At 42.2% G+C, this 24,913-nt stretch carries 24 protein-coding genes; 16 read left to right on the forward strand and 8 right to left on the reverse strand.

Annotation, left to right across the window (positions count from 1 at the left end):
* Nucleotides 1–90: 90 nt before the first annotated feature.
* Entirely contained in the window at nucleotides 91–1,713 is a 1,623-nt protein-coding gene (ade, locus tag NT178_03750; protein ID MCX5811641.1) for an adenine deaminase, read from the forward strand.
* 80 nt (nucleotides 1,714–1,793) lie between these two features.
* Nucleotides 1,794–3,038, forward strand: a complete 1,245-nt coding sequence (locus NT178_03755) for a hypothetical protein (GenBank protein MCX5811642.1) — start codon at nucleotides 1,794–1,796, stop codon at nucleotides 3,036–3,038.
* A gap of 139 nt (nucleotides 3,039–3,177) precedes the next feature.
* On the opposite strand, the gene NT178_03760 is transcribed toward NT178_03755, so the two are convergent.
* Both NT178_03760 and hemB read right to left on the reverse strand, forming a co-directional pair.
* Complete coding sequence (locus NT178_03760; protein MCX5811643.1) at nucleotides 3,178–4,191, reverse strand: radical SAM protein; 1,014 nt, start codon at nucleotides 4,189–4,191, stop codon at nucleotides 3,178–3,180.
* Nucleotides 4,179–5,153 (reverse strand): porphobilinogen synthase, encoded by a 975-nt coding sequence (gene hemB / locus NT178_03765; protein ID MCX5811644.1) that lies wholly within the window; start codon nucleotides 5,151–5,153, stop codon nucleotides 4,179–4,181. The genes NT178_03760 and hemB overlap by 13 nt, the downstream gene beginning before the upstream one ends.
* 339 nt (nucleotides 5,154–5,492) lie before the next feature.
* On the opposite strand from hemB, the gene NT178_03770 reads away from it, so the two are divergent.
* The 6 genes from NT178_03770 to NT178_03795 all read left to right on the forward strand — a co-directional run bounded on the left by NT178_03770 (nucleotide 5,493) and on the right by NT178_03795 (nucleotide 10,372).
* A complete protein-coding gene (locus NT178_03770) occupies nucleotides 5,493–5,912 on the forward strand; it encodes a hypothetical protein (GenBank protein MCX5811645.1) in 420 nt (139 codons plus the stop codon).
* Between the two features lie 200 nt (nucleotides 5,913–6,112).
* Nucleotides 6,113–7,096 (forward strand): tryptophan--tRNA ligase, encoded by a 984-nt coding sequence (gene trpS / locus NT178_03775; GenBank protein MCX5811646.1) that lies wholly within the window; start codon nucleotides 6,113–6,115, stop codon nucleotides 7,094–7,096.
* Between the two features lie 502 nt (nucleotides 7,097–7,598).
* Nucleotides 7,599–8,273 carry a MotA/TolQ/ExbB proton channel family protein gene (locus tag NT178_03780; protein ID MCX5811647.1) on the forward strand — a complete coding sequence of 225 codons (675 nt, stop codon included), beginning with the start codon at nucleotides 7,599–7,601 and terminating at the stop codon, nucleotides 8,271–8,273.
* Nucleotides 8,270–8,677, forward strand: a complete 408-nt coding sequence (locus tag NT178_03785) for a biopolymer transporter ExbD (GenBank protein ID MCX5811648.1) — start codon at nucleotides 8,270–8,272, stop codon at nucleotides 8,675–8,677. The genes NT178_03780 and NT178_03785 overlap by 4 nt, the downstream gene beginning before the upstream one ends.
* 103 nt (nucleotides 8,678–8,780) lie before the next feature.
* Nucleotides 8,781–9,593 (forward strand): TonB family protein, encoded by an 813-nt coding sequence (locus NT178_03790; protein ID MCX5811649.1) that lies wholly within the window; start codon nucleotides 8,781–8,783, stop codon nucleotides 9,591–9,593.
* Nucleotides 9,590–10,372: an undecaprenyl-diphosphate phosphatase gene (locus NT178_03795; GenBank protein ID MCX5811650.1), complete on the forward strand. Its 783-nt coding sequence runs from the start codon at nucleotides 9,590–9,592 to the stop codon at nucleotides 10,370–10,372. Before NT178_03790 ends, NT178_03795 begins: the two co-directional genes overlap by 4 nt.
* On the opposite strand, the gene NT178_03800 is transcribed toward NT178_03795, so the two are convergent.
* From NT178_03800 to NT178_03820, 5 genes are all read right to left on the reverse strand, one after another.
* Nucleotides 10,307–11,098, reverse strand: coding sequence for a TVP38/TMEM64 family protein (locus NT178_03800; protein MCX5811651.1), 792 nt, complete (start codon nucleotides 11,096–11,098; stop codon nucleotides 10,307–10,309). The genes NT178_03795 and NT178_03800 overlap by 66 nt on opposite strands.
* A complete protein-coding gene (locus tag NT178_03805) occupies nucleotides 11,095–13,092 on the reverse strand; it encodes an ATPase, T2SS/T4P/T4SS family (protein ID MCX5811652.1) in 1,998 nt (665 codons plus the stop codon). The genes NT178_03800 and NT178_03805 overlap by 4 nt, the downstream gene beginning before the upstream one ends.
* Complete coding sequence (gene uppS, locus NT178_03810; GenBank protein ID MCX5811653.1) at nucleotides 13,089–13,862, reverse strand: polyprenyl diphosphate synthase; 774 nt, start codon at nucleotides 13,860–13,862, stop codon at nucleotides 13,089–13,091. Before uppS ends, NT178_03805 begins: the two co-directional genes overlap by 4 nt.
* Nucleotides 13,863–13,953: 91 nt before the next feature.
* Nucleotides 13,954–15,180 carry a VWA domain-containing protein gene (locus NT178_03815; GenBank protein ID MCX5811654.1) on the reverse strand — a complete coding sequence of 409 codons (1,227 nt, stop codon included), beginning with the start codon at nucleotides 15,178–15,180 and terminating at the stop codon, nucleotides 13,954–13,956.
* A 61-nt stretch (nucleotides 15,181–15,241) separates the two neighbouring features.
* A complete protein-coding gene (locus tag NT178_03820) occupies nucleotides 15,242–16,096 on the reverse strand; it encodes a MoxR family ATPase (protein ID MCX5811655.1) in 855 nt (284 codons plus the stop codon).
* Nucleotides 16,097–16,494: 398 nt separating this feature from the next.
* Here NT178_03820 and NT178_03825 point away from each other — a divergent pair, with 398 nt between their 5' ends.
* The 8 genes from NT178_03825 to NT178_03860 all read left to right on the forward strand — a co-directional run bounded on the left by NT178_03825 (nucleotide 16,495) and on the right by NT178_03860 (nucleotide 23,761).
* The gene (locus NT178_03825; GenBank protein ID MCX5811656.1) at nucleotides 16,495–18,753 is read left to right on the forward strand and encodes a mechanosensitive ion channel; all 2,259 of its coding nucleotides are present in this window, start codon (nucleotides 16,495–16,497) and stop codon (nucleotides 18,751–18,753) included.
* Between the two features lie 279 nt (nucleotides 18,754–19,032).
* Complete coding sequence (locus tag NT178_03830) at nucleotides 19,033–19,482, forward strand: YhcH/YjgK/YiaL family protein (GenBank protein ID MCX5811657.1); 450 nt, start codon at nucleotides 19,033–19,035, stop codon at nucleotides 19,480–19,482.
* Between the two features lie 112 nt (nucleotides 19,483–19,594).
* Nucleotides 19,595–19,987, forward strand: a complete 393-nt coding sequence (locus NT178_03835; GenBank protein MCX5811658.1) for a DUF1311 domain-containing protein — start codon at nucleotides 19,595–19,597, stop codon at nucleotides 19,985–19,987.
* A gap of 135 nt (nucleotides 19,988–20,122) precedes the next feature.
* Nucleotides 20,123–20,632, forward strand: coding sequence for a hypothetical protein (locus NT178_03840; GenBank protein MCX5811659.1), 510 nt, complete (start codon nucleotides 20,123–20,125; stop codon nucleotides 20,630–20,632).
* Nucleotides 20,633–20,976: 344 nt separating this feature from the next.
* On the forward strand, nucleotides 20,977–21,870 hold the full coding sequence (locus tag NT178_03845; GenBank protein ID MCX5811660.1) for a PfkB family carbohydrate kinase: 894 nt from the start codon (nucleotides 20,977–20,979) through the stop codon (nucleotides 21,868–21,870).
* Between the two features lie 527 nt (nucleotides 21,871–22,397).
* A complete protein-coding gene (locus NT178_03850) occupies nucleotides 22,398–23,153 on the forward strand; it encodes a hypothetical protein (GenBank protein MCX5811661.1) in 756 nt (251 codons plus the stop codon).
* A gap of 57 nt (nucleotides 23,154–23,210) precedes the next feature.
* The gene (locus NT178_03855; GenBank protein MCX5811662.1) at nucleotides 23,211–23,369 is read left to right on the forward strand and encodes a hypothetical protein; all 159 of its coding nucleotides are present in this window, start codon (nucleotides 23,211–23,213) and stop codon (nucleotides 23,367–23,369) included.
* Nucleotides 23,366–23,761: a hypothetical protein gene (locus tag NT178_03860; GenBank protein ID MCX5811663.1), complete on the forward strand. Its 396-nt coding sequence runs from the start codon at nucleotides 23,366–23,368 to the stop codon at nucleotides 23,759–23,761. Before NT178_03855 ends, NT178_03860 begins: the two co-directional genes overlap by 4 nt.
* A gap of 545 nt (nucleotides 23,762–24,306) precedes the next feature.
* Here NT178_03860 and NT178_03865 read toward each other — a convergent pair.
* On the reverse strand, nucleotides 24,307–24,660 hold the full coding sequence (locus tag NT178_03865) for a hypothetical protein (protein MCX5811664.1): 354 nt from the start codon (nucleotides 24,658–24,660) through the stop codon (nucleotides 24,307–24,309).
* Between the last annotated feature and the right edge of the window lie 253 nt (nucleotides 24,661–24,913).

Genomic DNA, 24,913 nt, shown 5'->3' on the forward strand with positions numbered 1-24,913 from the left:
TATATATTTGAAGAATTGATAAGATATGTGGTTTTGCATTAATCTATTGGTTTCTGCTTCCTATCTTCTTATCCACTTACCGTTTGGTTTATGAAAGTTTCTGCCAATATCGTAGATGTATTAAACTCGACAATCTATCCCGGTATGATTGATATTCAAAACGGGAGAATAGCGGCCATTACGAGGAACAATGGGAGCTATGATACCTTTATCCTTCCAGGCTTTGTAGATGCCCATGTCCACATAGAAAGTTCCATGCTGGTACCCTCTGAATTTGCCAGGTTGGCAGTAATGCATGGTACGGTGGCTACCGTATCTGATCCCCATGAGATTGCAAACGTGCTTGGTATGAATGGTGTAAGGTTCATGATTGAGAACGGAAAGTCCGTTCCCTTTAAGTTCTACTTTGGTGCATCACCTTGTGTGCCTGCAACGGTTTTTGAAACAGCCGGCGCCTCGCTCGGGCAATATGAGATAGAAACTTTACTTGAGAACAACGAAATTAAGTATTTAAGCGAGATGATGAACTTTCCGGGTGTTATAGGGGGAGATTCGGATATAATGGCAAAGATCGGGGCTGCAAAAAAATACGGGAAACCCATCGATGGTCATGCCCCCGGTCTTAGAGGTGAACCGCTTAAGCATTATATCGGTGCAGGCATATCTACCGACCATGAGACCTTCCAGTATGACGAGGGGGAAGAAAAACTGTCCCTGGGCATGAAACTTCTTTTGAGGGAAGGATCTGCTGCGAAAAATTTTGATACCTTAAATCATCTGATTACAAAATATCCCGAACAATGCATGCTTTGCAGCGACGATAAGCACCCCGATGACCTTGTGGCGGGTCATATAAACGAGCTTGTGAAAAGGGCAGTTATCATGGGAATTGATAGAATGATTATACTGAAATGTGCCTGTGTGAACCCTGTCCTTCATTATGGTCTCGATGTAGGCTTGTTGAGGATTGGGGATGATGCCGATTTTATCGAGGTAGATAGTCTGAGTAGTTTTAATGTGCTTAAAACATACATAAAGGGGCGCATTGTTGCCGAAAACGGAAAACCGCTGCTGCCACATGTAGCAGTGAACCGTATTAATAATTTTGAGACAGGGATACACAGTTCAGACGAATTTGCAATGAAGGCAAGGGGAAATAAAATACGTATAATAGAGGCAATAAATCATCAGGTAATAACCGGCAGCGTCCAGGCAATATTGAAACAGAAAAACGGAAATGTTGTCCCGGATATCGAAAGGGACATCCTGAAAATAGCCGTTGTTAATCGTTATAAGAATCTCCCGCCGGCAATCGGTCTGGTGAAGAACTTCGGTCTGAAGATAGGCGCCATTGCATCGTCTGTGTCCCATGATTCACACAACATAGTTGCCGTTGGTGTCACAGATGAAGACATATGTAACGCAATAAATCTTGTTGTTGAGTGTAAAGGAGGGCTGGCGGTTTCATACGATAATATTCGGGAAGTACTCCCACTTCCCATAGCAGGTCTCATGTCTGATGAGGATGGTTTCAGTGTGGCAAGGCAGTACTCAAGGATTGACCGGATTTCCAAGCAACTCGGCTCACACTTAGATGCGCCTTTTATGACCCTTTCCTTCATGGCGCTCCTTGTCATACCAAAATTAAAGTTGAGCGACATGGGGTTATTTGATGGTGAGCGTTTTGAGTTTGTTGATGTCCTTGAAGGGTAACGCCCGGCATTTTGCGGGTATATTTGGATATCAAATTTTATTGTTTGACTTTAACGCCATAAATAACTATAATCACCTAAATGTATAAAAAATCTCTGATCCTCCTTGTAATAATATTGCTTATTGCTTCCTGCAGCACCTTTTCAAAAAAGAAAGAAGATACATCGGCAAAGACCCCCCCGGCCAAAGCAGACAAAAAAACAGAGAAGATGGAAGCAATTGAGGAATCTACCCAAAAACCAGGGGACATAAAGGTTATTGATGGGGTCGAGTACATATATGCATCCAACAGAAGGTTCATGCTTACGCCCTATGAGCCGGAATATGTGTGGGTTAGGAAAGATCAGTATGCACCGCGTTTCGGGGAAGCTTTAACGTCTGGCGGCGGCGGGGCAACCGGAAAGAAAGAACGCGAGGAGACGGAAAAAAGAATTGGCAAGCTCGAGGAAGAGCTTAAAAAGAAAGGAATTGCACCGCAAATGGTATATCCATACCAGATGGGCTCCTTTCCGGCAGGTATGGGTTTTATGCCAGGTATTTCTCTGATTTCATTTAATTACCCGTCACCAAAGATGAAGAGACGAATCATTGTGCTGCCCATGGCAGACCAGACAAATTATAAAGGAGAGGGACTGGGAGATCTGGCAACAAGGCGGCTTGTAACGAGACTTGAGAATGCCGGGGCAATCATCTGTATAGACCCTCAGACAGTAAACAATAAAGGAGCGCTTACAGACCCCGAGAACATGAAATCTTTAAATGAATTGTACGGGATACAGGCGATTTTAAAAGGAACACTTTCGGATATATATACCAGTTCATCAAAAATTGAGGGTAAAGATGAAAAAGATACCTCTTTTGCGATATCTAAAATCACCCTTGAAGTTTACAACACCGATACCGGTATTGTTCTTAAGCAGCTATCCGGCAGAAACCCCATCTCTCTCACGAGAGAGAAGGGAGAAATGAGCATAGAAAAGGCAAAAATAAAGGCGATAGACCTGGCAATAGAATTATTGGCCGAAGACCTTTTAAAGGCTATACTCACGCTGGATTGGCACGCAAGAGTTGCATCCGTTGAGACCGGAAAGGTTTATGTTAATGCTGGAAGGCAATCAGGCTTAGACAAAGGCAGCATCCTTGACGTATATTCTCCAGGAGAGCAAATCATAGACTCAAAGACAAAAATGCCGCTTGGGACAATAAAAGGAAAATATAAAGGGGAGCTTGAAGTGTCAGAACTTTTCGGTGTCGATGCCTGCTGGGCAAAAGTTAAGAAGGGCAGTAACTTTTCAGCTACTGATCTTGTATACTTTCAGAAATAGTTATACCAATTCGCCATCAATCATATAACTTCGTTACCTCGTCGTCACACTCCTCGACTTACTGCGACCCACTTATTGCAGGTTCCGCGCGCCTGTGTCAGGGTAGCCTCTGGGTGCTATCTATGAATCCAAACCGGTATCAATTATTGCCTTTATACGAGCAGTATGGTTCTTCGCCCAAGAAGTCTCCATAAAGTTCATATGCGCGTGCCCTGCATCCACCGCAGATTTTAAGGTATTTGCACCCGCTGCATTTGCCACGATAAGACGATAAATCTCTCAACTGATTGAATACAGGCGATTCCTCCCAGACCTTCTTTACTCCATCCTTCCTTACATCACCTGACGGGATTTCAAGATAACCGCAGGGTTGTGCAATACCCTTATGGGATATGAACATGAAATGTTTTCCGGCAAGGCACCCAGCACTATTCGGCGTGTTGCCCTTTTCCTTCACGATCCGGTAATAGTGGGGTGCGCAGGTGACTTTTATTTCAAGCTCGTTTTTCTTTTCAATATTGTATAGCCACTCAAGTACTTGTTCATACATGACTGTACTCAGCTCTTTTCCCTTCAGTCCCTGTCCCCTGCCGACGGGCACAAGAAGGAAGGTGTGCCAAGCCACAGCGCCGATGGATTGAGCGAGTTCGTATATTTCCTCAAGCGCTTCCACGTTAAGTTGTGTAACTGTTGTATTTATTTGAAATGGCATATCTGCATTTGTTAATATTCCTGCTGCCCTTATCACCGATGCAAAGGAGCCCTTAACGCCTCTGAACAGATCATGCGCTACGCTGTCTTTTCCGTCTATGCTCAGGCTCACCCGCTTGATCCCGCCAGCTTTAAGCCTTTTTGCCTTTTCCTCATCAAGCAAAGTTCCATTAATGGCGATGACGAGTCTCAAGCCCTTTATAGTACCGTATTCGATAATGTCAAATATATCATCCCGGATTAGGGGTTCGCCGCCTGTCAGGATGATGGTGGGTGAGGCAAAACCCACTATTTCATCAATAATTTTGCAGCATTCGGCAAAGTTTAATTCTCCGGTATGTGGGCCGAGTGTTGCCGAGGCCCTGCAGTGGATGCAGTTAAGGTTGCAGTTCCGAGTGAGTTCCAATGCAACCATCCTGAGAGAGGATTCTATCTTAACCATTCCGCAAGATCTTTTGCAAAATATGTAATGATAATATCTGCGCCTGCGCGCCTTACCCCTATCATCAATTCAAGCACAGCCCTTTTGTAATCGAGATATCCCTTCGATGCGGCATGTTTTATCATTGCATACTCGCCGCTTACCGAATAGGCAGCCAGCGGGATATTAAACTCTCTTTTTGCTGCGGCCAGCACGTCGAGGTAGAACATGGCCGGTTTTACCATAATTATATCTGCCCCCTCTTCAATGTCGAGCATCATTTCGCGGAGCGCCTCCTGTTGGTTCGGCGGGTCCATCTGGTACGCTTTTCTGTCACCGAATTGGGGTGCGGATTCGGCAGCATCTCTAAAAGGGCTGTAAAGGCATGATGCATACTTGGCTGCATAACTCATAATAGGTATATTATAGTCGCCATGAAGGTCAAGCATTTCCCTGATTGCCCTTACCCTGCCATCCATCATATCAGAGGGGGCCACCATGTCCGCCCCTGCCATTGTGTGCGAGAGGGCGCTTTTCGCAAGGAGCTTCAAGGTCTCGTCGTTATCCACATGGCCGTCCTTTACAATCCCGCAGTGGCCGTGGCTCGTATACTCGCACATACAAACATCGGTGATCACCATAATATCATCGCCAAAAAGCTTTTTTATCTTTCTTGTTGTATTTTGTATAACACCGTTTTTGTCGTAAGCGCCACTCCCCGTCTCATCCTTTTTCTCCGGTATGCCGAAGAGCAGGATTGCCGGTATGCCCAAACTCACAACATCCTCTATCTCCTTGAGCAGTCCCTCAACAGAAAACTGATATATATCCGGCATGGAAGGGATGGGTACCTTCTCTTCCTGCATCTCCTTGACAAACATGGGGTACACGAGGTGCCTTGTTGATAGTTCCGTTTCCTGGATCATACCCCTCAACCTATCATTTTTCCTTAATCTCCTCGGCCTGTATTCCGGAAATTTCATTTAGACCTCCGTCAAAACAATTATTAATAATAAATTTGCAAGGGTATGTCTGCAATCCTGTTATTTTTTTGTTGTCATTTTCTTAATTATGTACGAAAACTTTATTCAGTTCAATCTTTTTGTTGTTAGAGGATACATCAAAAAGATCATTAAAGTTTTCCATGACAGGCACCAGTTCTCCGATCTAACCCCTAAATTGAATAATCTCCCGGCATGATTTGTGACATTCATTTGACACTTACAGGTCAAATTATATAATAAAGATTTGTAACAACCTTTATATATTACCTTTTTATGATGTTGGAATCTGGCACACTTTTTGCTTTTAAGTAGTACAGAATGAAGATAGATGAAAATAGAAAATCAGCCATCCTTAATAGCCTCTTAAAGCCCAAGGCAGTGCGTGCAAAAGATTCAACCGGAACAGATGATTTTATTTTAAGAAGTGAAGAAACTATCGATAAATTGGAATTATCCACACAAAAAAGTACGATTGACAGGCCTCAAGAGAAGACCGGGATACCCCCTGTATTGCTAAAAGAACTTAAAGGCTATAATTTTATTGATAAAGTTGAATTATCCACAAGGAAGAAGTCCAATATTCCGGTGAAAGAAAAAGTAAAATACGCCTCAACTATTGTAAGTCAGGACAGGATAAATGCGCTGCTCGAGGCGCTTCAGTCCGAAACATATAATGCGAGGGTTGAGATTAGCGCCAAAAACAGTATGAAGAGCCAACTATTGGACATTGTGATTTAATTAATGCGAATAAATTCTCCGCAGTTTGCCATCAAGAAGATTTCCGTGATTCCCCATTGATTTTAAAGACTTTTTAAGGTAAATTGAAATGCTGTTTTGATGAGTCCTGCCAAGCGGGATGACACGAATCGAAGCATTTGCAATAGCGAGAACTGCCGCAGCCATACCGTTCAAGGTTTTGGCCGTACATGGAGGATTAGATGAAAAGAATATTCAGCGGGATTCAGCCGACAGGCGAAATCCATCTGGGAAATTATGTAGGTGCAATAAGAAATTGGGTTAGTTTGATGGATGAATATGATTGTATTTTCTGTGTAGTTGATTACCATGCAATAACTGTGGAGTACGAAATAGAGAAGCTTAGAAGCAGGACGGTGGATACGGCTTTAATACTTCTTGCTTGTGGCCTGTCACCCGAAAAATGCAAAATACTTGTCCAGTCCCATGTGCCGGAGCATACCGAGCTTGCCTGGATATTTAATTGTGTAACCCCTATAGGCGAGCTTGAGCGGATGACTCAATTTAAGGATAAATCAAAACAGCATAGGGCAAATATCAATATGGGCCTCATGGGATATCCCGTTCTTCAGGCTGCGGATATTCTTATATACAAAGCCGGTTTTGTGCCTGTTGGCGAGGATCAGGTGCAGCATGTAGAACTATCGAGAGAGGTGGCGAGAAAATACAACAGCAGATACGGGAATTTCTTTCCCGAGCCACAGGCAATCCTTTCTGTGGCGCCTAAGATTCTTGGGGTGGACGGGGCAAGTAAGATGTCTAAATCAATGAATAATTATATAGGATTATTGGAAGACAAAAACTCCATATGGGAAAAATTGAGGACAGCAGTAACCGATGTAAACAGGGTAAGAAGAAAAGACCCGGGTAACCCTGAGGTTTGCAATATATTCACGATACACAGGGCTTTTTCACCGAATGATACTCTTTTAGAGGTAGATAAAGGCTGCAGGAGTGCTGCAATAGGTTGTATTGACTGTAAAACAATGCTTTTTAAAAATATAATGGATGAACTGACCCCGATACAGGAGAGGGCTGCTTCTCTGAACGAGAATCCCGGTTATATTAAGGATGTGATAAACACAGGGGCAAATAAATGCAGCGTTATTGCAAAAGAGACAATGGACGAAGTGAGGAAGGCGGTAGGGCTGTTTTATGAACGATAAAGCAAAACTAAATTGTGTGTTTTAAAAGATTATTCCGTCAGAAAAGGCGTTGAAACATGCGATGGATGTGATAAATTATATTGATATAGATATTATTTCCCCACAACACGTAAGTGTTTTTGCAAATAAAAGAGATATAAATGTGCTCATCAAAAAGCCCTCTTCTTTGACGCAAGTCGGCATTGATACGCTTTGTTAAATAATATTTGATAATTGCAATTATTTTCTTGACAATAAGATTTTCATGTATTATATTGATTCATGTTAAATAATTCACATAATAAACAAGCAAATACACTGTTTTATCAGGTTTATTGCGGTTATTTATATAAAACTGCTTTACGATTAAGTTATATTTGCAAGAGTTGTTCATTAATTCACAAGTAGTTCTTTAACGTAGACATTCACCCTCACTAGCTTCTCATAATAACCCCCCTTCCCCCTGGGAACGCCCAGGGGGTTTTTTATTTACAAGACAGGCAAATTGTTGTATGTTTTTGCCGTGGATATATCGAGTATAAATAATTATTCCGGTGGTGTTTTAAGCCTGATCTATGCTTCCGGACCGGTTGCAAAGGTGGTTTTGTCCATTCTTTTTATATTTTCGATTGTATCATGGACGATCATACTCTATAAACTCAAGCAATACGGCAGAGCAGAGAGCGATGCGGAAAGGTTTATGAGAACCGCAAGGGATGCCGATTCTTTTAAGAAATTAGTAACGACATACCGGGAAACCCCCAACAATGCTTTTTACCGTTTGATGTTTGCATCTTACAAGGAGATTGCCTCAAGGCAAAAAGAAAATCCCGGGATAAGACCTGAAATAATGCCGTCCGTTGAAAATGCTCTAAAAATCATTATGTCTGAAGAAACAGACAGGTTTGAAAGGAGACTTTCTTTTCTTGCCACAACTGCAAACACTGCGCCGTTTATTGGTCTATTCGGTACGGTATGGGGTATCATGGATTCGTTCCGTGAGATAGGGCTTAAGGGAACAACAAGTCTGTCCGTTGTTGCACCGGGCATAAGCGAGGCGCTTATAGCCACTGCTATCGGCCTCGCAACAGCTATACCGGCAGTCCTCGCATATAATTATTTTAATGGCAGGCTAAAACGTATTCTATCAAAAATGGAAAATGCATCTATGTATATACTGAACCTCCTGGAGAAATGAAATTATCAAAGGATTCAAAAGCCCCACTTTCTGAAATAAACATCGTCCCTCTTGTTGATGTGATGCTTGTCCTGCTTATCATATTCATGATAACGGCGCCCATGATGCAGCACGGAATGAATATCGATATCCCCAAGGTAACAACAAAACCCCTGCCAACCAAAGACGAGCCACAAATACTCAGTATTTCAAGTAATAAGCAGCTTATATTGAATGAAAAAAAATTAGATGTAAAAGACCTCAAAGCGGCAATACAGCTACTTTTTACAAATAAAAACAGCAAAGAGATTTACTTAAGGGCAGACAAAAACGTCCCTTATGGTTTTGTTGTGACTTGTATGGGTATTGTAAAAGAAGCTGGGGTAGAGAAGGTAAATATAGTGACAAAGCCTGCAGAGGAATAATGGCGAACAAGCGCCCGGCTATCAGCACTTTTATGGGAATCATGAGGGCGGCGCATATTTTACTGCTCGTGGAAGGCTAAAAAATACTGACTGCCGAATTATCATGAAAGAAGAAACCTGGTTCAAAATGCTCACAATCTCTACTGTTCTCCACTTCATTGTGGTTGGTGCATTCAGTATCCCAATAAAAAGAACACCAAAGAGATTTGATGCATTATCGTCATATTCTGTTAATCTTGTCGGAGATATTGGCGGTGGTCCCGGTGGCCCGAAGGCAGGAAAATTCTTGGAAAGCAAACATGCTCCCGAAAAGGAGACGTCTCCTGCCAGGGTGAGTAAGCCCGTTTCCACACCAAAGAGCAAGCCGGTACCAATTCGAAAGGAAAAAGAGGCTGTGTCTCTTTCAAAAAAAAAGGAACCCCCCAAGGCTATACCTTCGAAAGAAACAACTACCAAAGAAGAATTAAGTCATCTCAATGACCGGATAAGGGAGATGAAAAAACGGACAGAGTATCTTGACGTTACCAGGACTAAAGGATTATCGGGAACAGCGGGACCGGGAAGGACAGGCAATAGCGGTTATGGACTACCCGGCTCCTCCGAGGGAGGGGGAAGAACCCTTGATCCGGTATCGCAGAGATATATGCTTGAAATATGGGAGAAAATAAAAAATTCATGGGGTTTACCCGGCATAGCCTCCTACAAAAAAGACCTGGAAACAATAGTGACAATCAGAATACGAAAGGACGGAAGAATAGTGGATGTAAACATTGAAAAGCGATCCGGGAACAGGATATATGATGAATCAATCCTTCGGGTTTTACGTTCTGTTGACCCCCTGCCGCCTATACCTACCACTCTCAACATGGAAACCATGGAGATAGGCTTCAGGTTTTTGCCGGGTGATCTGTCATGAGCGAGTTTGAGAGCATTATACTCGGCGCCGTCCAGGGCATAACGGAGTTTCTGCCCATCAGCAGTTCTGCCCATCTAATTGTTTTGCCGTGGTTTTTCAAAGTTAAAGAAGGTGGCATAACCTTTGATGTAATGCTCCACTTCGGAACCCTGCTTGCTATTCTGACTCTATATGGAAGAAAATTTTTAACTGTTTTGATAGAAGGACTACATGACTTGAAAGAAAAGAGGCTTGGGAACTCACTGCTTTTTAAGATTATTGCAGGCACTTTGCCGGCAGTTGTATGCGGTTTGCTTTTCAAGGGTTTTATTGAATCTCATTTAAGAACGCCTTATGTAGCGGTATTCGGCCTTATCGCAGTATCGATCATGATGATAGTATGTGAGAGGATTTATGTAAGCGAAAAAAGCATATCCTATCCCATTGCGATAGGGATAGGTATAGCACAGGCCTTAGCCCTTGTACCGGGTACATCAAGAAGCGGTATTACAATTGTGGTAGGCATGCTTCTGGGCCTGAAGAGAACTCAGGCCGTGGACTTCTCTTTCCTGCTGTCAATACCGATAATACTCGGTGCGTCCCTGTATGAATCAAGACATATACACTTTCATGATGTAGGGGCAGAAATAGAGTTGTTAGTACTTGGAGTAGCTTCTTCTTTTATTTTCGGATTGTTAAGCCTTAAATTTCTTATCAGGTTTTTAAAGAAACATTCACTTGATGTCTTTGCCGTCTACAGGATCGGGCTTGCCCTCATCATTCTTCTTTTTTCCAAATAACTTGTGAATCATATCGTTAACGGCCTGTATTATATAGTTTCTTGTAAAGTATAGGACAACAGTAAATACTATGCTTGCAAACAGCAGCCAGAAAAAAGCCTGATATTTGCCGTTTTTTAACGCATTGCCCTGTAAAGTAAGCATAAGTGTTCCCGGCAGCCTGCCGAATATATTCATAAACAGGAAATCAACAAGCCGCATACGGGTAAGGCCAAGGAGGTAGCAGAGAGAATCCTTGGGGAATCCGGGCAGGAGAAAGAGGATAAAGGTGATGTTCAGGCCTTTGTGTGTAATAAAATAATTGAATTTATCTATATATTCTTTTTTTACTATCTTTTCCACAAAACCCAAGCCGAATAGTCTTGTTATACCAAAGGCAAAGAGGGAACCCACTGTAAGACCTATTGTGGAGAGTATCACCCCTGATGTATTCCCGAAGAGAAAACCGCCGACAACACCGGTAAGCTCTCCCGGGACCGGGGCAACTATAACCTGTAATGCCTGAACGAAGACGAATGCAATGGCAGCAAAGGGGCCGAAAGAGGCAATAAAAAAACGGAGCTTTCTCGGATCAAAAAAGAACCTGTAGAAGCGGATTATTTCCCGCCACTGACCTTCGTGATAGACATAAAACATAAGGAGAATAAGAAAAGATACACATAGCCAGAGAATTACGCGCAGGAATATGGATATATTTTTGGACTTGACGATGGATTCTTTTATCAAGTTGGAATGGCCACTGTCCTTAATACTTCGTCAACAGTGGTTAAACCTCCTTCGAGCAATATCAGACAGTAGTCTTTCAGGGTTCTCATTCCGCTATTTATAGCTTCCTGTCGTATTATATTCGTTTCCGCCCCTTCCGCGATCAGATGTCTCACCGACTCGGTTACCATGAGCACCTCGTATACACCTACCCTGCCTTTGTAACCGGACATGCCGCATGCATCGCAACCTTTGCCTTTACATAGCTCTACATCTTCCGGCAGTCCGAGGTATTTTGTTATTACTTTTTCGGGAACATACTTTTCCTTGCAATTCGGGCAAATCCTTCGAACAAGTCTCTGTGCAACAATACCGATGATTGATGTGGAAATGAGAAAGGACTCTATGCCCATATCGTTAAGTCTCATGAATGTACTCGGCGCATCGTTTGCGTGAAGTGTCGTAAAAACAAGGTGTCCGGTAAGGGCTGCCTCAACTGCTATCTTCGCCGTTTCTTTATCTCTTGTTTCTCCGACAAGTATGATATCAGGGTCCTGTCTCAAAAAGGCCCTTAACACCCGTGCAAAATCAAGTCCTATATCAGAGTTTACCTGGACCTGGTTTATGCCTGCAAGGTCGTATTCAATGGGGTCTTCCACGGTAGATATATTTACGTCGATATCATTTTTTTCAGCTAATGCACTGTATAAAGTGGTACTCTTCCCGGAGCCTGTAGGTCCTGTGACAAAAATAATCCCATAGGGCTTCTTTATCATATCCCGAACAAGGTCTAATGTGGGTTGATGCGAAATAAGTTTATCCAAACCCATAGAGGTATTGCTCTTGTCCAGAATTCTTGTACAGATCTTCTCACCGAATTTTGTTGGTATGGATGACACCCTGAAGTCTACCGTTTTATCTCCTATTTTCATGGTGATCCTGCCGTCCTGGGGCATTCTTCTCTCCGTAATATCCAGTTTTGATATAATCTTTACCCTGCTGATGAGGGGGAGTATCACCTTTCTGGGCAGCATCATCTGTTCCCTTAAGACACCGTCTATCCTGTAGCGCACCCTGCACCCTTTTTCCATGGGTTCTATATGGATATCGCTTGCCCCCTTTTTCAAGGCCATGCCTATAATATTGTTCGTGAGTCTTATAATAGGTGCACCTTTTGCCTCACTTTCCAGATCCGCTATCCCCATTTCATCGTCTTTGCCTTCTTCGACCTCCATATCCTTCATAATATCGGATTGGAGAGAATCCATGTTTTCAAGGATAGAGTCTATGCTGATCTCAGGTTTCTCTTCCTCTTTCTTCATGATTTCGGGATAGTCTTTTTCCATGAATGTTTTCAGGTCTTGATCGACAACGAGAACCTGTTCAATGGCAAGTCCTTTTATAAACTTTCTTACTTCATCTATTGCCAGAAGGTCTGTTGGATTGACCATGGCAAGCGTTAGAGTACTGTTCGAGTAGGCAATGGGGAGTACTTTGTAACGCATGATGAGTTGCTTCGGGATTAAAGAGAGCACTTCCGAGTCAATTTTGATAGTTGCAAGGGATTTTATGCCCATGCCCTTCTGGGCATTCATTGTCTCTATCCTTTCAGCCACTATCTTGTTCAAAGACATGGAGATTGTGGGGTGCTCCCCGAGCAGGCTCTCAAAATCAGTTTTTTCAAGCACAAATACCGATGTTGCCTGGATTGCCATTACCGTGGCTGTCCTCGGATTACCTGTCAAAAGGGCCATCTCGCCGAAACATGCGCCGCTGTCAAGAGAGGCGATCGACAGATCTATCCCAAGGTTGGGCTCCCGTTTCTTTATATCCACCTTCCCATTTTTTATGATGAACATGGAGTCCCCGGATGCACCTTCCCTGACTATTGCAGTATTGGGAGGATAAACCCTTTCTTTCAGCCTGGCAGAAAGCTCCTGAAGCTCTTCATCACCCAGGGATTTAAAAAGCTCTGTGTTTTTGAGACAAGATAATTTATCCGAGCAAACATTCATCTTCCGAATCTCCTCACTCTGTGCTGGTAGCTTCTGATTGCCCGCAGAAAATCGATCTTTCTGAAGGCAGGCCACAGTGCATCACAAAAATAAAATTCACTGTATACACTTTGCCATAAAAGAAAACCACTTAAGCGAATTTCGCCGCTTGTGCGGATTATAAGGTCCGGATCAGGGATTCCGTTTGTATATAAATGATTTGTGATATCTTCAATGGTTATGCTGTTTGCAAGCTCCTCGGCATTCTCCACACTTCTTTCTCTTATTGCCTTTCTCACTGCTTCAACAATTTCTTCCCTACCGCCGTAACCGATCGCTATATTCAGGATGTGCCTCTCATTATCCTTTGTATATTCTTCGGCATTTCTTATTGCTTCTTTTAATGTGTCCGGCAGTACATCGAATTTTCCAAGGATATTAATCCTGAAGCCATTTCTCTTTATGACCAGACTCCTTGAGAGTTCGAAGATCTTTTCTTCTATTACTTTCAAGAGGCCGTTTAATTCCAGATTATCTCTTCGGGTATTTTCCGTTGAAAGTACCCATATAGTTACAATTTTAATGCCCAGATTGCTACACCACTGGAGGACATCATCAAGCTTCTTCGCCCCTTCCTTGTGCCCCATCGTTACGTCATCAAAGCCCATCTCTTTTGCAAACCTTCTGTTGCCGTCAAGGATGATGCCTATATGGGTCGGTGTTGTCCCCTGCTGCACTTCCTTTTCAAGAAGTTTTTCATAAGAATAGTATAGAGCCCTTTTTACAAACATATTAGATTATAATGCAATTTTTTATAAATTAACATTGTTTTTACAGGAAATACAAGGATACTGCAAAACACAGAGTTCAGAAAAGGCTTTATTATCGGCCCCGTATTTGCCCCATTTGTTTCGGTCTTGAGACAAGGGACTTTACCGCATCCTTTAAGCCGTCAAGGGTGAGCTCAAACATAGGAAATACCTTGCTTATCGTATCTACGGTATAATGACCCCAATAATTCCTATGTGTGGGGTTCAGCCAGACCGAATGCGGAAAGTGCTCTTTGATCTTCATAAGCCATTCCAACCCCGGTTTGTCGTTTGTATAGTAGTAGTCAATGTTGCCATTTACGTCAAAGAGTTCCGAGTATGCCATCCTCGCATCGCCGACAAAGACAACCTTGTATCCGCTATGGAAGTTTGAAAAAAGTTTTTCCGTCGGCACCCTTTTATAGTTCGCTATGTCCTCGTAAATGTCCTGGTATATACAATTGTGGAAAAAATAATATTTAAACTCTTTGAAATGTTCCATCTGGGTTGCAGCAGAAAAAAGCCTTTCGCATAGTTCTGAATATGGCCACATTGAACCGCCGGTGTCCATAAGGAGAATAAGTCTTACCGAGTTTTCCCTCGACTTATTGAAAACAAGCTCAATCTCCCCGCCTTCTTTTGCGGTTTTATCTATTGTCTGATCTATATCCAACTCTTCTTCCGCCCCTTCTCTTTTCAATTCTCTCAGTTTTTTCAGGGCCATCTTTGTTTGTCTTACGTCAAGAATAATGTCGTTCCTATAGTTCTTGAATCTTCTTTCTTCTGCTACTTTTGATGCGGACTGCATCCAGGATTCCCCGCCAACCCTTATACCACCGGGATGGTATCCGTACGCTCCAAAAGGCGATGTCCCGCCGGTGCCTATCCATTTGCCTCCGCCGTCGTGACGTTCTTTCTGCTCTTTCAGCCTTTCCCTGAACTGTCTCATCAATTCTTCCATGTCATGTTCTTTCTTAAATTCTTCCAGCTTTTGTTGAAACTCCGCCATTTCTTCGGGACTCATCTTTGGAAGCCTGTGGGTGGGGTTCTCAAGCCATTCAAGCACCTTGTCGAGCTCGGCCGGCTCTGTTTTGATTCCGCCGAAATACTCCTGAAAGGCCTCGTCAAACATATCGTAAAATGCTTCACTTTTTACAAGAAAAGCCCTGCCGATATAATAAAGGTGATCCAGGCTTGATTGAAAATAACCGTTATACAGCGCTTCTATAAAGGATATCCATTCTGTGACGGCAACAGGAACGCCTTTTTTTCTTAAAAGATAAAAAAAATCAGTAAACATTATATGACTCCAGGATTACAATCTCTTCACGACCGGCCTCAGAACTGCAGCCGCCTTTGTTTTAGAATCTTTTCCTGAATCCTCCTCCGCCCTGGGCATTACTTAGTTTTACAAACCTTCCTGTATCCTGCTCGGTTTTAAGGAGTGCTCCAAGGAAAGGTATTTCAGAGGATATCTTATCTATGCTGATGCCGCCCAGCGCGAGAACTTTTATCCAATCAATAAGCTCGCTTGTCGACGGTTTCTTTCGCAAACCCTCTACTTCGCGTATCCAGTAGAATTTTTTTATTGCCTCTCTCATAAGTTTGTTTTCAATATCAGGATAGTGCACTTTTACAATCCTTTCCATCATCTCCTGGTCGGGAAACTCAATGTAGTGAAATATACATCTTCTAAGAAAGGCGTCAGGCAATTCCTTCTCCGAATTGCTTGTAATGATTACAACAGGCCTGTGCTTCGCCCTGACTTCTTCGTCGAGTTCCGGTATATGAAAAGACATTTCGTCGAGTTCGTTAAGCAAATCATTCGGGAACTCTACATCAGCCTTATCAACCTCATCTATCAAAAGGACCAACTGCTCGTCGCTGGTAAATGCCTGTCCCAGTTTGCCGAGCTTTATATACTGTCTTATATCGGAAATGTCCTTGTCCTTAAACCTTGCATCATTCAGCCTCTGAACGGTATCGTACACATAGAGGCCGTCTTTTGCCTTTGTAGTTGATTTAATGTTCCAGATAAGAAGCTTCTTGTTGAGCGCCCCTGCTATGCTATGAGCGAGAAGTGTCTTGCCTGTGCCGGGTTCGCCTTTGATAACAAGTGGTTTTCCCAGGGCGACTGAAACGTTTACAATCTCCATTAAGGGCTTTGACGCTATGTAGTTATCGCTCCCCTGATATCCGTGTATGGTTGTTGCCATGAACTCCTCCTTCTTATTAGTGAAAAATATCACTATAATATACGACTTAGTTATGTCTGTTGTCAACCGGAGGATGGCCATTGCAGGTTTTTCGGGATTTCACGGGCATGGCAAAACCTCTTCGCTTAAATTTGGATGATGTGAAAAGCTAATGCACAAACTGTAAAAGATTCTTCCAGTCATGAGATCGATTTATTAACAGCTTCTTAGGAAATTACGTTTTACCTTGATAAAAGTGAATTGTTGTGGCACGTTATCAATTATATATGCATCGTGAATATTTAAAACATTTCCGTTTGATACAAATAGTTCCTGCACTGCTCTTCTTGTTGCCCGCTTTATTTGCTTTCTGTTCCCAGCCTTTATTAGCTCAGGAAAAACCTTCGGTATGGCGGGATATGATAAACCGGGAGAAAACAGAGGTCAGGGAGGTGCAGCTTGAAATAGAAAAGTTCATTGCCGAACAGCCGGAAAAAGCTCAAAAGCTTCAGGAAAAGGCCCGGGAATTTAACCGCGAGCTGAGACATTTGCTCCTTATCCACAGCATAGCTGAAAATAACCCTATTGAATTCCGCAACACTTTAAAAGTAATGGATGCCCTTAAAAAAAGCGCCAATAGTCTTATTAACCCCATAAATGAACAAATAAAAAATGTCGGCGAATTTGAAAAGTCTATGTTTGAAAGAAAGGAAGAATACAGCAAATTAGCCGAGGACAAATTGCTGGTAGAATCGGCCCGGATAAGCAGAGAATATGTAGAAGATTTGATAAAGCTTTTAACCGTTATAAACACAGCAAAAAAACTCCTTACCGTTTTTCCTCATCAGATCGAAGATTTCCTCTTGAGACTGGAACAAAAAAGATCGGATGTTGAGAAAGAATTTAGCGACTCATGGAAAACATATTTTTTCACATCCACGCCAAAGCATTATTTTACATCAGGCTCATGGGAGCTGGCCTATTTGGTAGCGACAAAATGGTTGAAATTTGTAGCTCTTTACGGATTAACGCCTTCCGACGAGCAAAAGCACTCCTTTAATGATTTTATCCTCAAGATTATTTTATCAGGGCTCATAGCTTCCCTTATCTGCTATCTTTTCCTTAAATGGCTTGGCAAAAAACTGCATAACAGCCATACGGTCAGATATTGTTTGCCCTTCAGCGTCTGGGCAATTTTCGGCCTCTCAACCATTATCAATGCCGTTACTTCCGAATATTTTCAGTTCGGCGCATACCAGGCCTTCGGGGAAATTCTGCTCGCAGGCGGTGCAGTATCCCTTGCCTGGAATTTGCGTAAAACATCGCTCATAGCGTCTCATCGCACAGGCTATAATATCCTCTGGCCCCTCTGGCTTATCTTTGCTTCCGGAATAACTGTGCAGGCATTACGCGTCCCTATTGTTACAATGACCCCGTTGTTTACGGCCCTACTTCTTATATGCAGTGCATATTACTACCTTATAAAGAAACACGTTGTATCCGAACCGGAGCAAAAACTATCTATTTTCACAACCGGATTCACGGCAATACTTGCTGTAACGACCTTGCTCGGTTGGGGAAGCCTTTCCATGCTTGCCTCGGCGCTCTGGTTTATGGTTGTCTTGAATATAGTGCTCGGATCAGGATTGAGCAGCTATTTCTGGAGGACCATACATTCCGGTAAACAGAAATCCATAAGCCTGATTTTATTGAGTAATATGGTTTTACCACTTATCTTCATAGGGCTTTTTACCCTGATTGTCGTATGGGCATCTATATACACGGGCGGAATGCCGCTTTTGATGAAAATCATTCAATGGAAAAAAGATTGGGGCATTATATCGTTGCGGATTACAACTTTATTGACCCTTGCCGCATTATTCTTTATTGCCCGCTCTTTTATAGCTTTTTCCCATACAGCGATAAAATTTCTGAAGATGCGCTGGGAGAATATCGAAGAAGGCGTCATAAAGTCCCTGCAAACTCTCTCATCTTATGTAATCTGGTTTTGTTATGTCATTGTCTCTTTAAACTTTCTGGGAATAGGCATCGGCAATCTTACCATTATTGCAGGAGGCCTGTCGGTAGGCGTAGGCTTTGCCCTTCAGGATCTTATTAAGAATTTTGTCAGCGGCCTTATACTGCTTTTCGGGCGTTCCATACATCCCGGCGATGAAATCCAGCTTGAGGATGTTCATGGAAGGGTTGAAAAAATCAATATACGAAGCACTGTAGTACAGACCAATGAGGACTCTACAATATTCCTGCCGAACTCCGATCTGGTTTCAAAAAAAATTGTTAACTGGACGCATAGAGACCCGAAGGGAAGGGCGGAGATTATTGTAGGCGTGGCCTACGGTTCCGATACAAATCTCATAAAAGACCTGCTCATCCGATGCGCGCTTTCAAACCCTGATGTATTAAAAGAACCTCCACCCTATGTTCTGTTCAGTGATTTTGGGGACAATGCGCTTATTTTCCATCTCCGGTTCTGGATCATGCATGTAATACTTTTAAGAGACAAGGTAAGATCAGTAATTCGTTTCGAAATTGACAGGGTTTTCAAAGAGCACAACATAGAAATCGCATATCCGCAGCGTGATATTCACATACGTTCTGTTGATGGATTAGCCGGTTATTTGAAAACTGATGGTCAGTTAACAGACGGGAAGCCTTAAATTTCCTGTAAATCTCTGCTTACACATTCCCAATACGGTTGCACTGAAAATCAGACTCTTCCAATAAAACGCCGATTTTTGAAGGCAGTCGAAACCTTCAGGCTGCGTGTGCGTTTCTTTGCTTTTGTTGATATTGCTTTCCCGGATCGGATAAATGATCAGTGGCGCATATGTTTTCTTTTTAAACAATTTTAGAGGCACAACCTTTCAATTCGTATTCGGTAATTTCTTCATATTTTCTACTTGAAAATGAATTTGAATTAAAGGACAATGGAAACTATGATTTATGATTCTTTAATATATTTTCATAAATATTTACCGATCCACCCTTTATTCAAAGTCGTTTTAAATTTTATCAACAACAATAATTTGTCAGATATTAATGTTGGCAAAATCGATATTGATCAAGGCGTATATGCGCTTATTGTCGAATACACAACAAACGATATTGAAAGCAGATTCATAGAATGCCACACACAGTATATAGATATACAAATTGTTGTTGCCGGCATTGAACAAATAGGTATTTGCAACAAAAAAGAATGCAAAATCATCGGCACATATAATGAAGAAAATGATTACGAAAAACTTGAAGGCAAGATAGATTTGATTACTTTAAAAAACGGATACTTTACCGTATTTTATCCTCAAGATGGTCATGTTGTAGGGCTAAAAATTCGTAACAAAGAGGATGTAGTTAAGAAAGTTGTATTCAAGGTTCCAGTGTGAAAAACACCATAGCCTTACGTTACCCCAACAATCAATATAATAATGAGGACCCGTTGAAAAGAGATCTTATTTCATTTTTCAAAAATTATATTAATTACAGTATGGAGACAAAATGAAAACAATCATATTAATCGGCGCATTACTCTGTATGCTTTGTTCTGCATTCACTCTATCGGCACAGGATTGCAGTAAGGCTGAAAATACTCATACAATCATTGCATGCCATGAAGAACGATATAAAAATGCGGACAAAGAATTGAATAAAGTATATGGAGAATCAATGAAAACCCTTTCTCCTGCAGCACAGCAGAAACTGAAAGAATCCCAGAGGGCGTGGCTGAAATACAGGGATACAGGCCTTACTCTTGCAATAGAACTCAACAAAGACCTGAGGTCCTATGGTGATGTAGTTATAGCTGACTATAAGGCAACTATTGTTGAAAAGAGGGTGTTGGAGCTGAAATATCTTTTTTCAGGACCGGCAGACCCGCCAATCAAATGGTAAACAATAACCATATACAGAAGATACATCATGTTGCCGGACAGGGAAGTTTTTATGCAGGTCACTTCTTATACTTCACCAATGCTTGACGGGAATTCTTATCAAAACTATTGTGCTGCTGATAATGGGAGATGAGCGATGAAAATAAAAATATTCAGTTCTGTCATCGTAATGCTGGTTCTTTGTTTTACAATCGCTGAAGCCCAAAATTCAGGGAAGGTTTTAACATTTAAAGGTTATAAGAACATTGAAATTGGAATGAAGATTAAAAATGTAGCGAAGGCAACCGGTTTAACATTTTCTTATGATTCTCCCCCTGAAAACAATGAATGTACATATGCGTACACAAAATCGTTACCTGGACTATATTTAATGTTGGTTAATGAAGTCGTTGCCAGGATTGATGTTGACAAAGGCGATTATACAACGCTCGAAGGCGCAAAACCGGGTGATAGCGAGGAAACAATCAAGAAGCTTTATCCAAAGATAGAAATCGAAGGACAAAAATATATTCCTGAAGGACATTATCTCATTGTCCGTTCACCGGATAAGAGCCGGGCGATCATATTCGATACGGATGGTAAAAAGGTGACCGCGTTTCGTGTTGGCCGTATGCCTGAGGTGGAATATGTAGAGGGCTGCAATTAAATAGCTTCCCGAAGTCCTCAACCGACAGGCCGCCAGAAACTATAAAGATTTCAACTGGCAATTTATGACATAATCAAATAATTTTGGCTTGCAATCGTTCCACCGAGCCCAACGGATTCAAAACGAATGATCGATTGCTACTTCTCCCATGAACTGAGCGGTAAGGACAATGAAAATACATTGATATTGTATGGGTAATATAGAAAAGTCTCAGGAAACGTAATTATAAAAAAGATTGAAAATTAATCTCTAATGTCGGAAACTATCAGAAGTATTAGAACCACGTTATTTACATTATAATACGTGCAAAAATCGTGTGAACTGCTGTTCCGGAAAGGATTGAGATGAACAGGTATGATATTATCTTTGTGGGTCACATAATCAAAGGCAAGATAGCGCCTTTTGAACAGGCTTCCAGATCAGGAACAGGGGGTGCATCATTTTTCGGTGCTGCAGCCGCACTCTGTTGTACTAAAAAGATTGCTGTGATAACAAGAATGTCCAAGGATGATGAGCATTTTGTCGAACCTTTTAGAAAAATGGGTATTGACGTTTATGTCCAGTATTCAAATGAGACAACCAGCATGAAGGTTATTTATCCTAATCCAAATGTTGACGAAAGACAGCTCTTTCTAAAGAAAAACGCAGGATATTTCCGGCTTGATGAAATGCCCTCTTTAGAACCATGCTTAATTCATTTGAGCGGCTTAAGCGATCAGGAATTTACTATCGAATTTATGAAGGGATTAAAAGAGAAAGGATTCCGTTTGTCAATTGATATGCAAGGTTTTTTGTGGGAGATAGACAGTCAGACGCGGGCTTTCTATCCCAAGGAATTGAAAGAGAAAGAGAAAATACTGCATCTTATTGAAGTCGTAAAACTGGACAAAAACGAAGCTAAAACATTGACCGGAACTGATGATCTGAAAAGAGCAGCCGCTATTATTGATGAATGGGGGTGTTCTGAAAGCCTTATAACTTCTTCGGACGGTGTATTGGCATACAAAAATGGTGAAAGCTATTTTGAACGGTTCACAAACAGAAGTGTTATAGGAAGAACCGGAAGGGGCGACACGACAATGGGGGCATATCTTGCCAGGAGGATTGATCACTCAGTTGAAGATGCACTGCGATTTGCCGCAGCCCTCGTATCAATTAAGATGGAGAGCGAAGGCCCTTTCAGGGGTACCCTTGAAGATGTGCTGGCAAGAATGGAAGCAAATCAGGAAAAAGCATGAGCTTTGTCTAATAGTAATAGTGAGATGCACTTTGCAATATTTATAATTTCGGCTTAATATCATTTTTTAGGGCTTTTTTATCTCCACGAAACCTCTTCAATGATCTTGCACTTGAGACTTCTTTTTGATCCCCGATGTACTCTCACCAACTTTTGATTCAGGATTTGCAAGAATGGAATATATCGGCAACAATCAGTTTAACCTCTCTTATATGTGCCATACCGGACAGTGGCATGAGATTTATTCAGAACTGCTCTGGATGAGTGTCTGGTAAATATAAGGGATGAAGTGCATTTTTGGGTGTGAGAGGTCGGTTTAAAAGGAAGTCCGTAGTTAAGAATGTCTTCCTGAATTACACAATCCGGCAACCTTGAAAAAACACCTGATTTCTACCAGTTATCAATGATGTCATTTCCCTACGAATGTGATATAAATAACATATTCTGTGAAGGTCTGGAACCAACGGATGTAAGTGTAAGATAATGTTGCGCTCCGGAAAAACAGGAGGAAAAAAGGAGGTATTTAGTATGAAGAGACTATTTTCCCTAAGCTTGATTTATGTAATATGCTTGCTCAGCTTCGGCTCAGCCTATGCACAGCAGAGTACTGAAAAAGGAACAACCGAGCCACAGGCTAAGAAAAGCGGTCCCGAAATGATGTTCGTCCAGAACGCACGATCAGGATCACTCACGGAACTGAAGGAAGAAAAGGGGGCTTTTATCCTCAAGCTTGAGGGAGTCTCCAATGAGACTATCGCCTTTTCCGACCGACCCGACCGCATCGTCACACAGGTGGCGACGGAAAAACTGATAAAGTCAAGCTTGTTCAAGTCCAAGGACGCCCCGAATGCTGCTATAGAGATACTTGGGGCGGATGAAAACGCTGATGTTATGGTCGTCACTCTACAGAATCCGACCTACGATGCTAAAACAGGTACCCTGCAGTACCTTGTGCGCCCACTGAAGGATCCCAAGCACAGCAGGGCTGTCTATAACAAGCGCCACGACCAGTCCCTGCCCGCAAGTTTCGGCCCCACCGCCCTATTCATAGACAACATGCAGCATGCATCATGTAGTAGTGGAACGTATGCCTGTTGCGACAATATGAGCGTAGGAAGAACTTGCGAATATAATGCGCTGACCAATATTCCATGCTGTTGGAAATGGAGCGAGATGGAATGCGATCTTTGCAATAATTCGTTGGATCTTGATGCTATGTGCAAAGCGAAGTATCCCCAGTATCCGAAAATGTGGGATAGGGGTCAAGGGTGCCACGGATGGTGATCGAATTCTGAACTTTTGACACAATGAAACTCCCCGCCGTAAGCTACGTGCCATCTCATGGCTGGTAACTACTCTCAAAACGAAGCAAGTTTCGGGGAATATTACCCGGAGAGATTTAAGGGGGAGTTCACCGATGAAATTCTCTTGTATCGCAAATGGATAATCTATATTGCGAACTTCAAGCCGCCATGCCTGCCGCAGCAGCTTCTTGGATGAGCAATGAATTAGAAAGAGAAATCAAGAGCAATCTTGAAGTTGTACAATCACTTGGAATAGAGAAACTTAGAGGATTGAAATCCAAATTTAAAGCCCTAACAAAAAACTTGCCCGAGATAGTGGCAACAGAATTTCAGAAAAGCGGTATATGGCCTCATCACAAAATGACGCCTTCATACTCCATGGTGGCATCTTCCCCTGGAGCAAGCGAGCCACATTTGAATCGAGTTTTCCGCAATGCCATAAGTTACCTTGGTAACCTTCTCGATGAATTCGGTCTTATCGAAGAACAGCGGGTTTGCTTTGCTTCATGGGAGCGTACACGACAGAAGCGCTTTCGTTACGACAACAATCTGGGCCTGAATTGTCTGCCTGAAGCAAAGATAGACTAGTATAGAATCCTATTCGACGAATATACGTCACTAAACCAAAAGATAGAGAACGTCCAGAAATCATTGGCTGTAGCCAAAGCGATGGAGTTGTGGAACAAGGCCTGAAGAGAACGAAATATGACGTCCTATCCCGTCGTTGCAGCCAATCGCCCAAACGACGGACTCAGGCTGAACTTTCTGTTATGCTCTGTTTCTTTTGGTAATTTGTAACTTTTCTCTGCGTTCCATATGCTTGACTTGTAGGTGTACTTGCCAATTTCTAATAACAAAGCATTTTGAAAAAATTATAGGAGCAAAATTCGTTTGTTCCTTCCCGAAAGCATGCCTTCAGCCCTCATAGGCAGCATATTACATTTTAGGTGGTATTGAACGGCCCAGCCGACAATTGTGCTTGAAATATTAAGGGAATTGGAACATAATTTTGATACTACTATGTAATAACCTATTGCATAAAACAGAAAAAGAACAATAACAATATTGAGGGAGGATAATAAAAAAAGGAGCAGGTAACCCGCTCCTTTTTTTCTATGCAATATGACTTTTTATTACTTTGCCGGTGCCGGTGCCGGTGCTTTCTCGGGAGCCGGAGCTGGTGCTTTCTTCTCTGCTTTTGCTGCCTTAGCGGCTGCTGCTTTCTCTGCCTTTGCTGCCTTAGCAGCTGCTTTCTTCTCTGCCTTCTCTGCCTTAGCGGCTTTCGCAGCTGCTTTCTTATCTGCTTTTGTCGGTTTGTCGGTCGCTGCTTTCTCAACTGCCGGTGCTGCCTTAGCGGCTGCTTTCTCAGCTCCTACTGCTGCTTTCTCTGTTGCCGGTGCTGCTGCCTTTGGTGCCTGAGCAAAACCCATTGAAACAAATGTTACGCTGATCAGCAATGCGATTGCTAACATGAAACCTTTCTTCATAATATTTTCCTCCTGTTTTTTATTGTTTAGCTTCATATCTTAGTTATAGTGCATATGCTGTGCCACGGGAGGAAGTCTTACTAATTATTGAATATTGTTAGACATAAAAAATATGACAATAGGGGGTCTTATATATAATCGGAAATATCCGACAATAATCTTCTATATTAGTCGGAAATATCCGACCGTTTCTTTTTAGTATGCTTAAAAATACTTGATAAAATAAACAGGATTGTGGAACGGGAAGGTTTAA

The sequence above is a fragment of the Pseudomonadota bacterium genome, assembly GCA_026388255.1.
Classification (GTDB): Bacteria; Desulfobacterota; Syntrophorhabdia; order Syntrophorhabdales; family Syntrophorhabdaceae; genus JAPLKB01.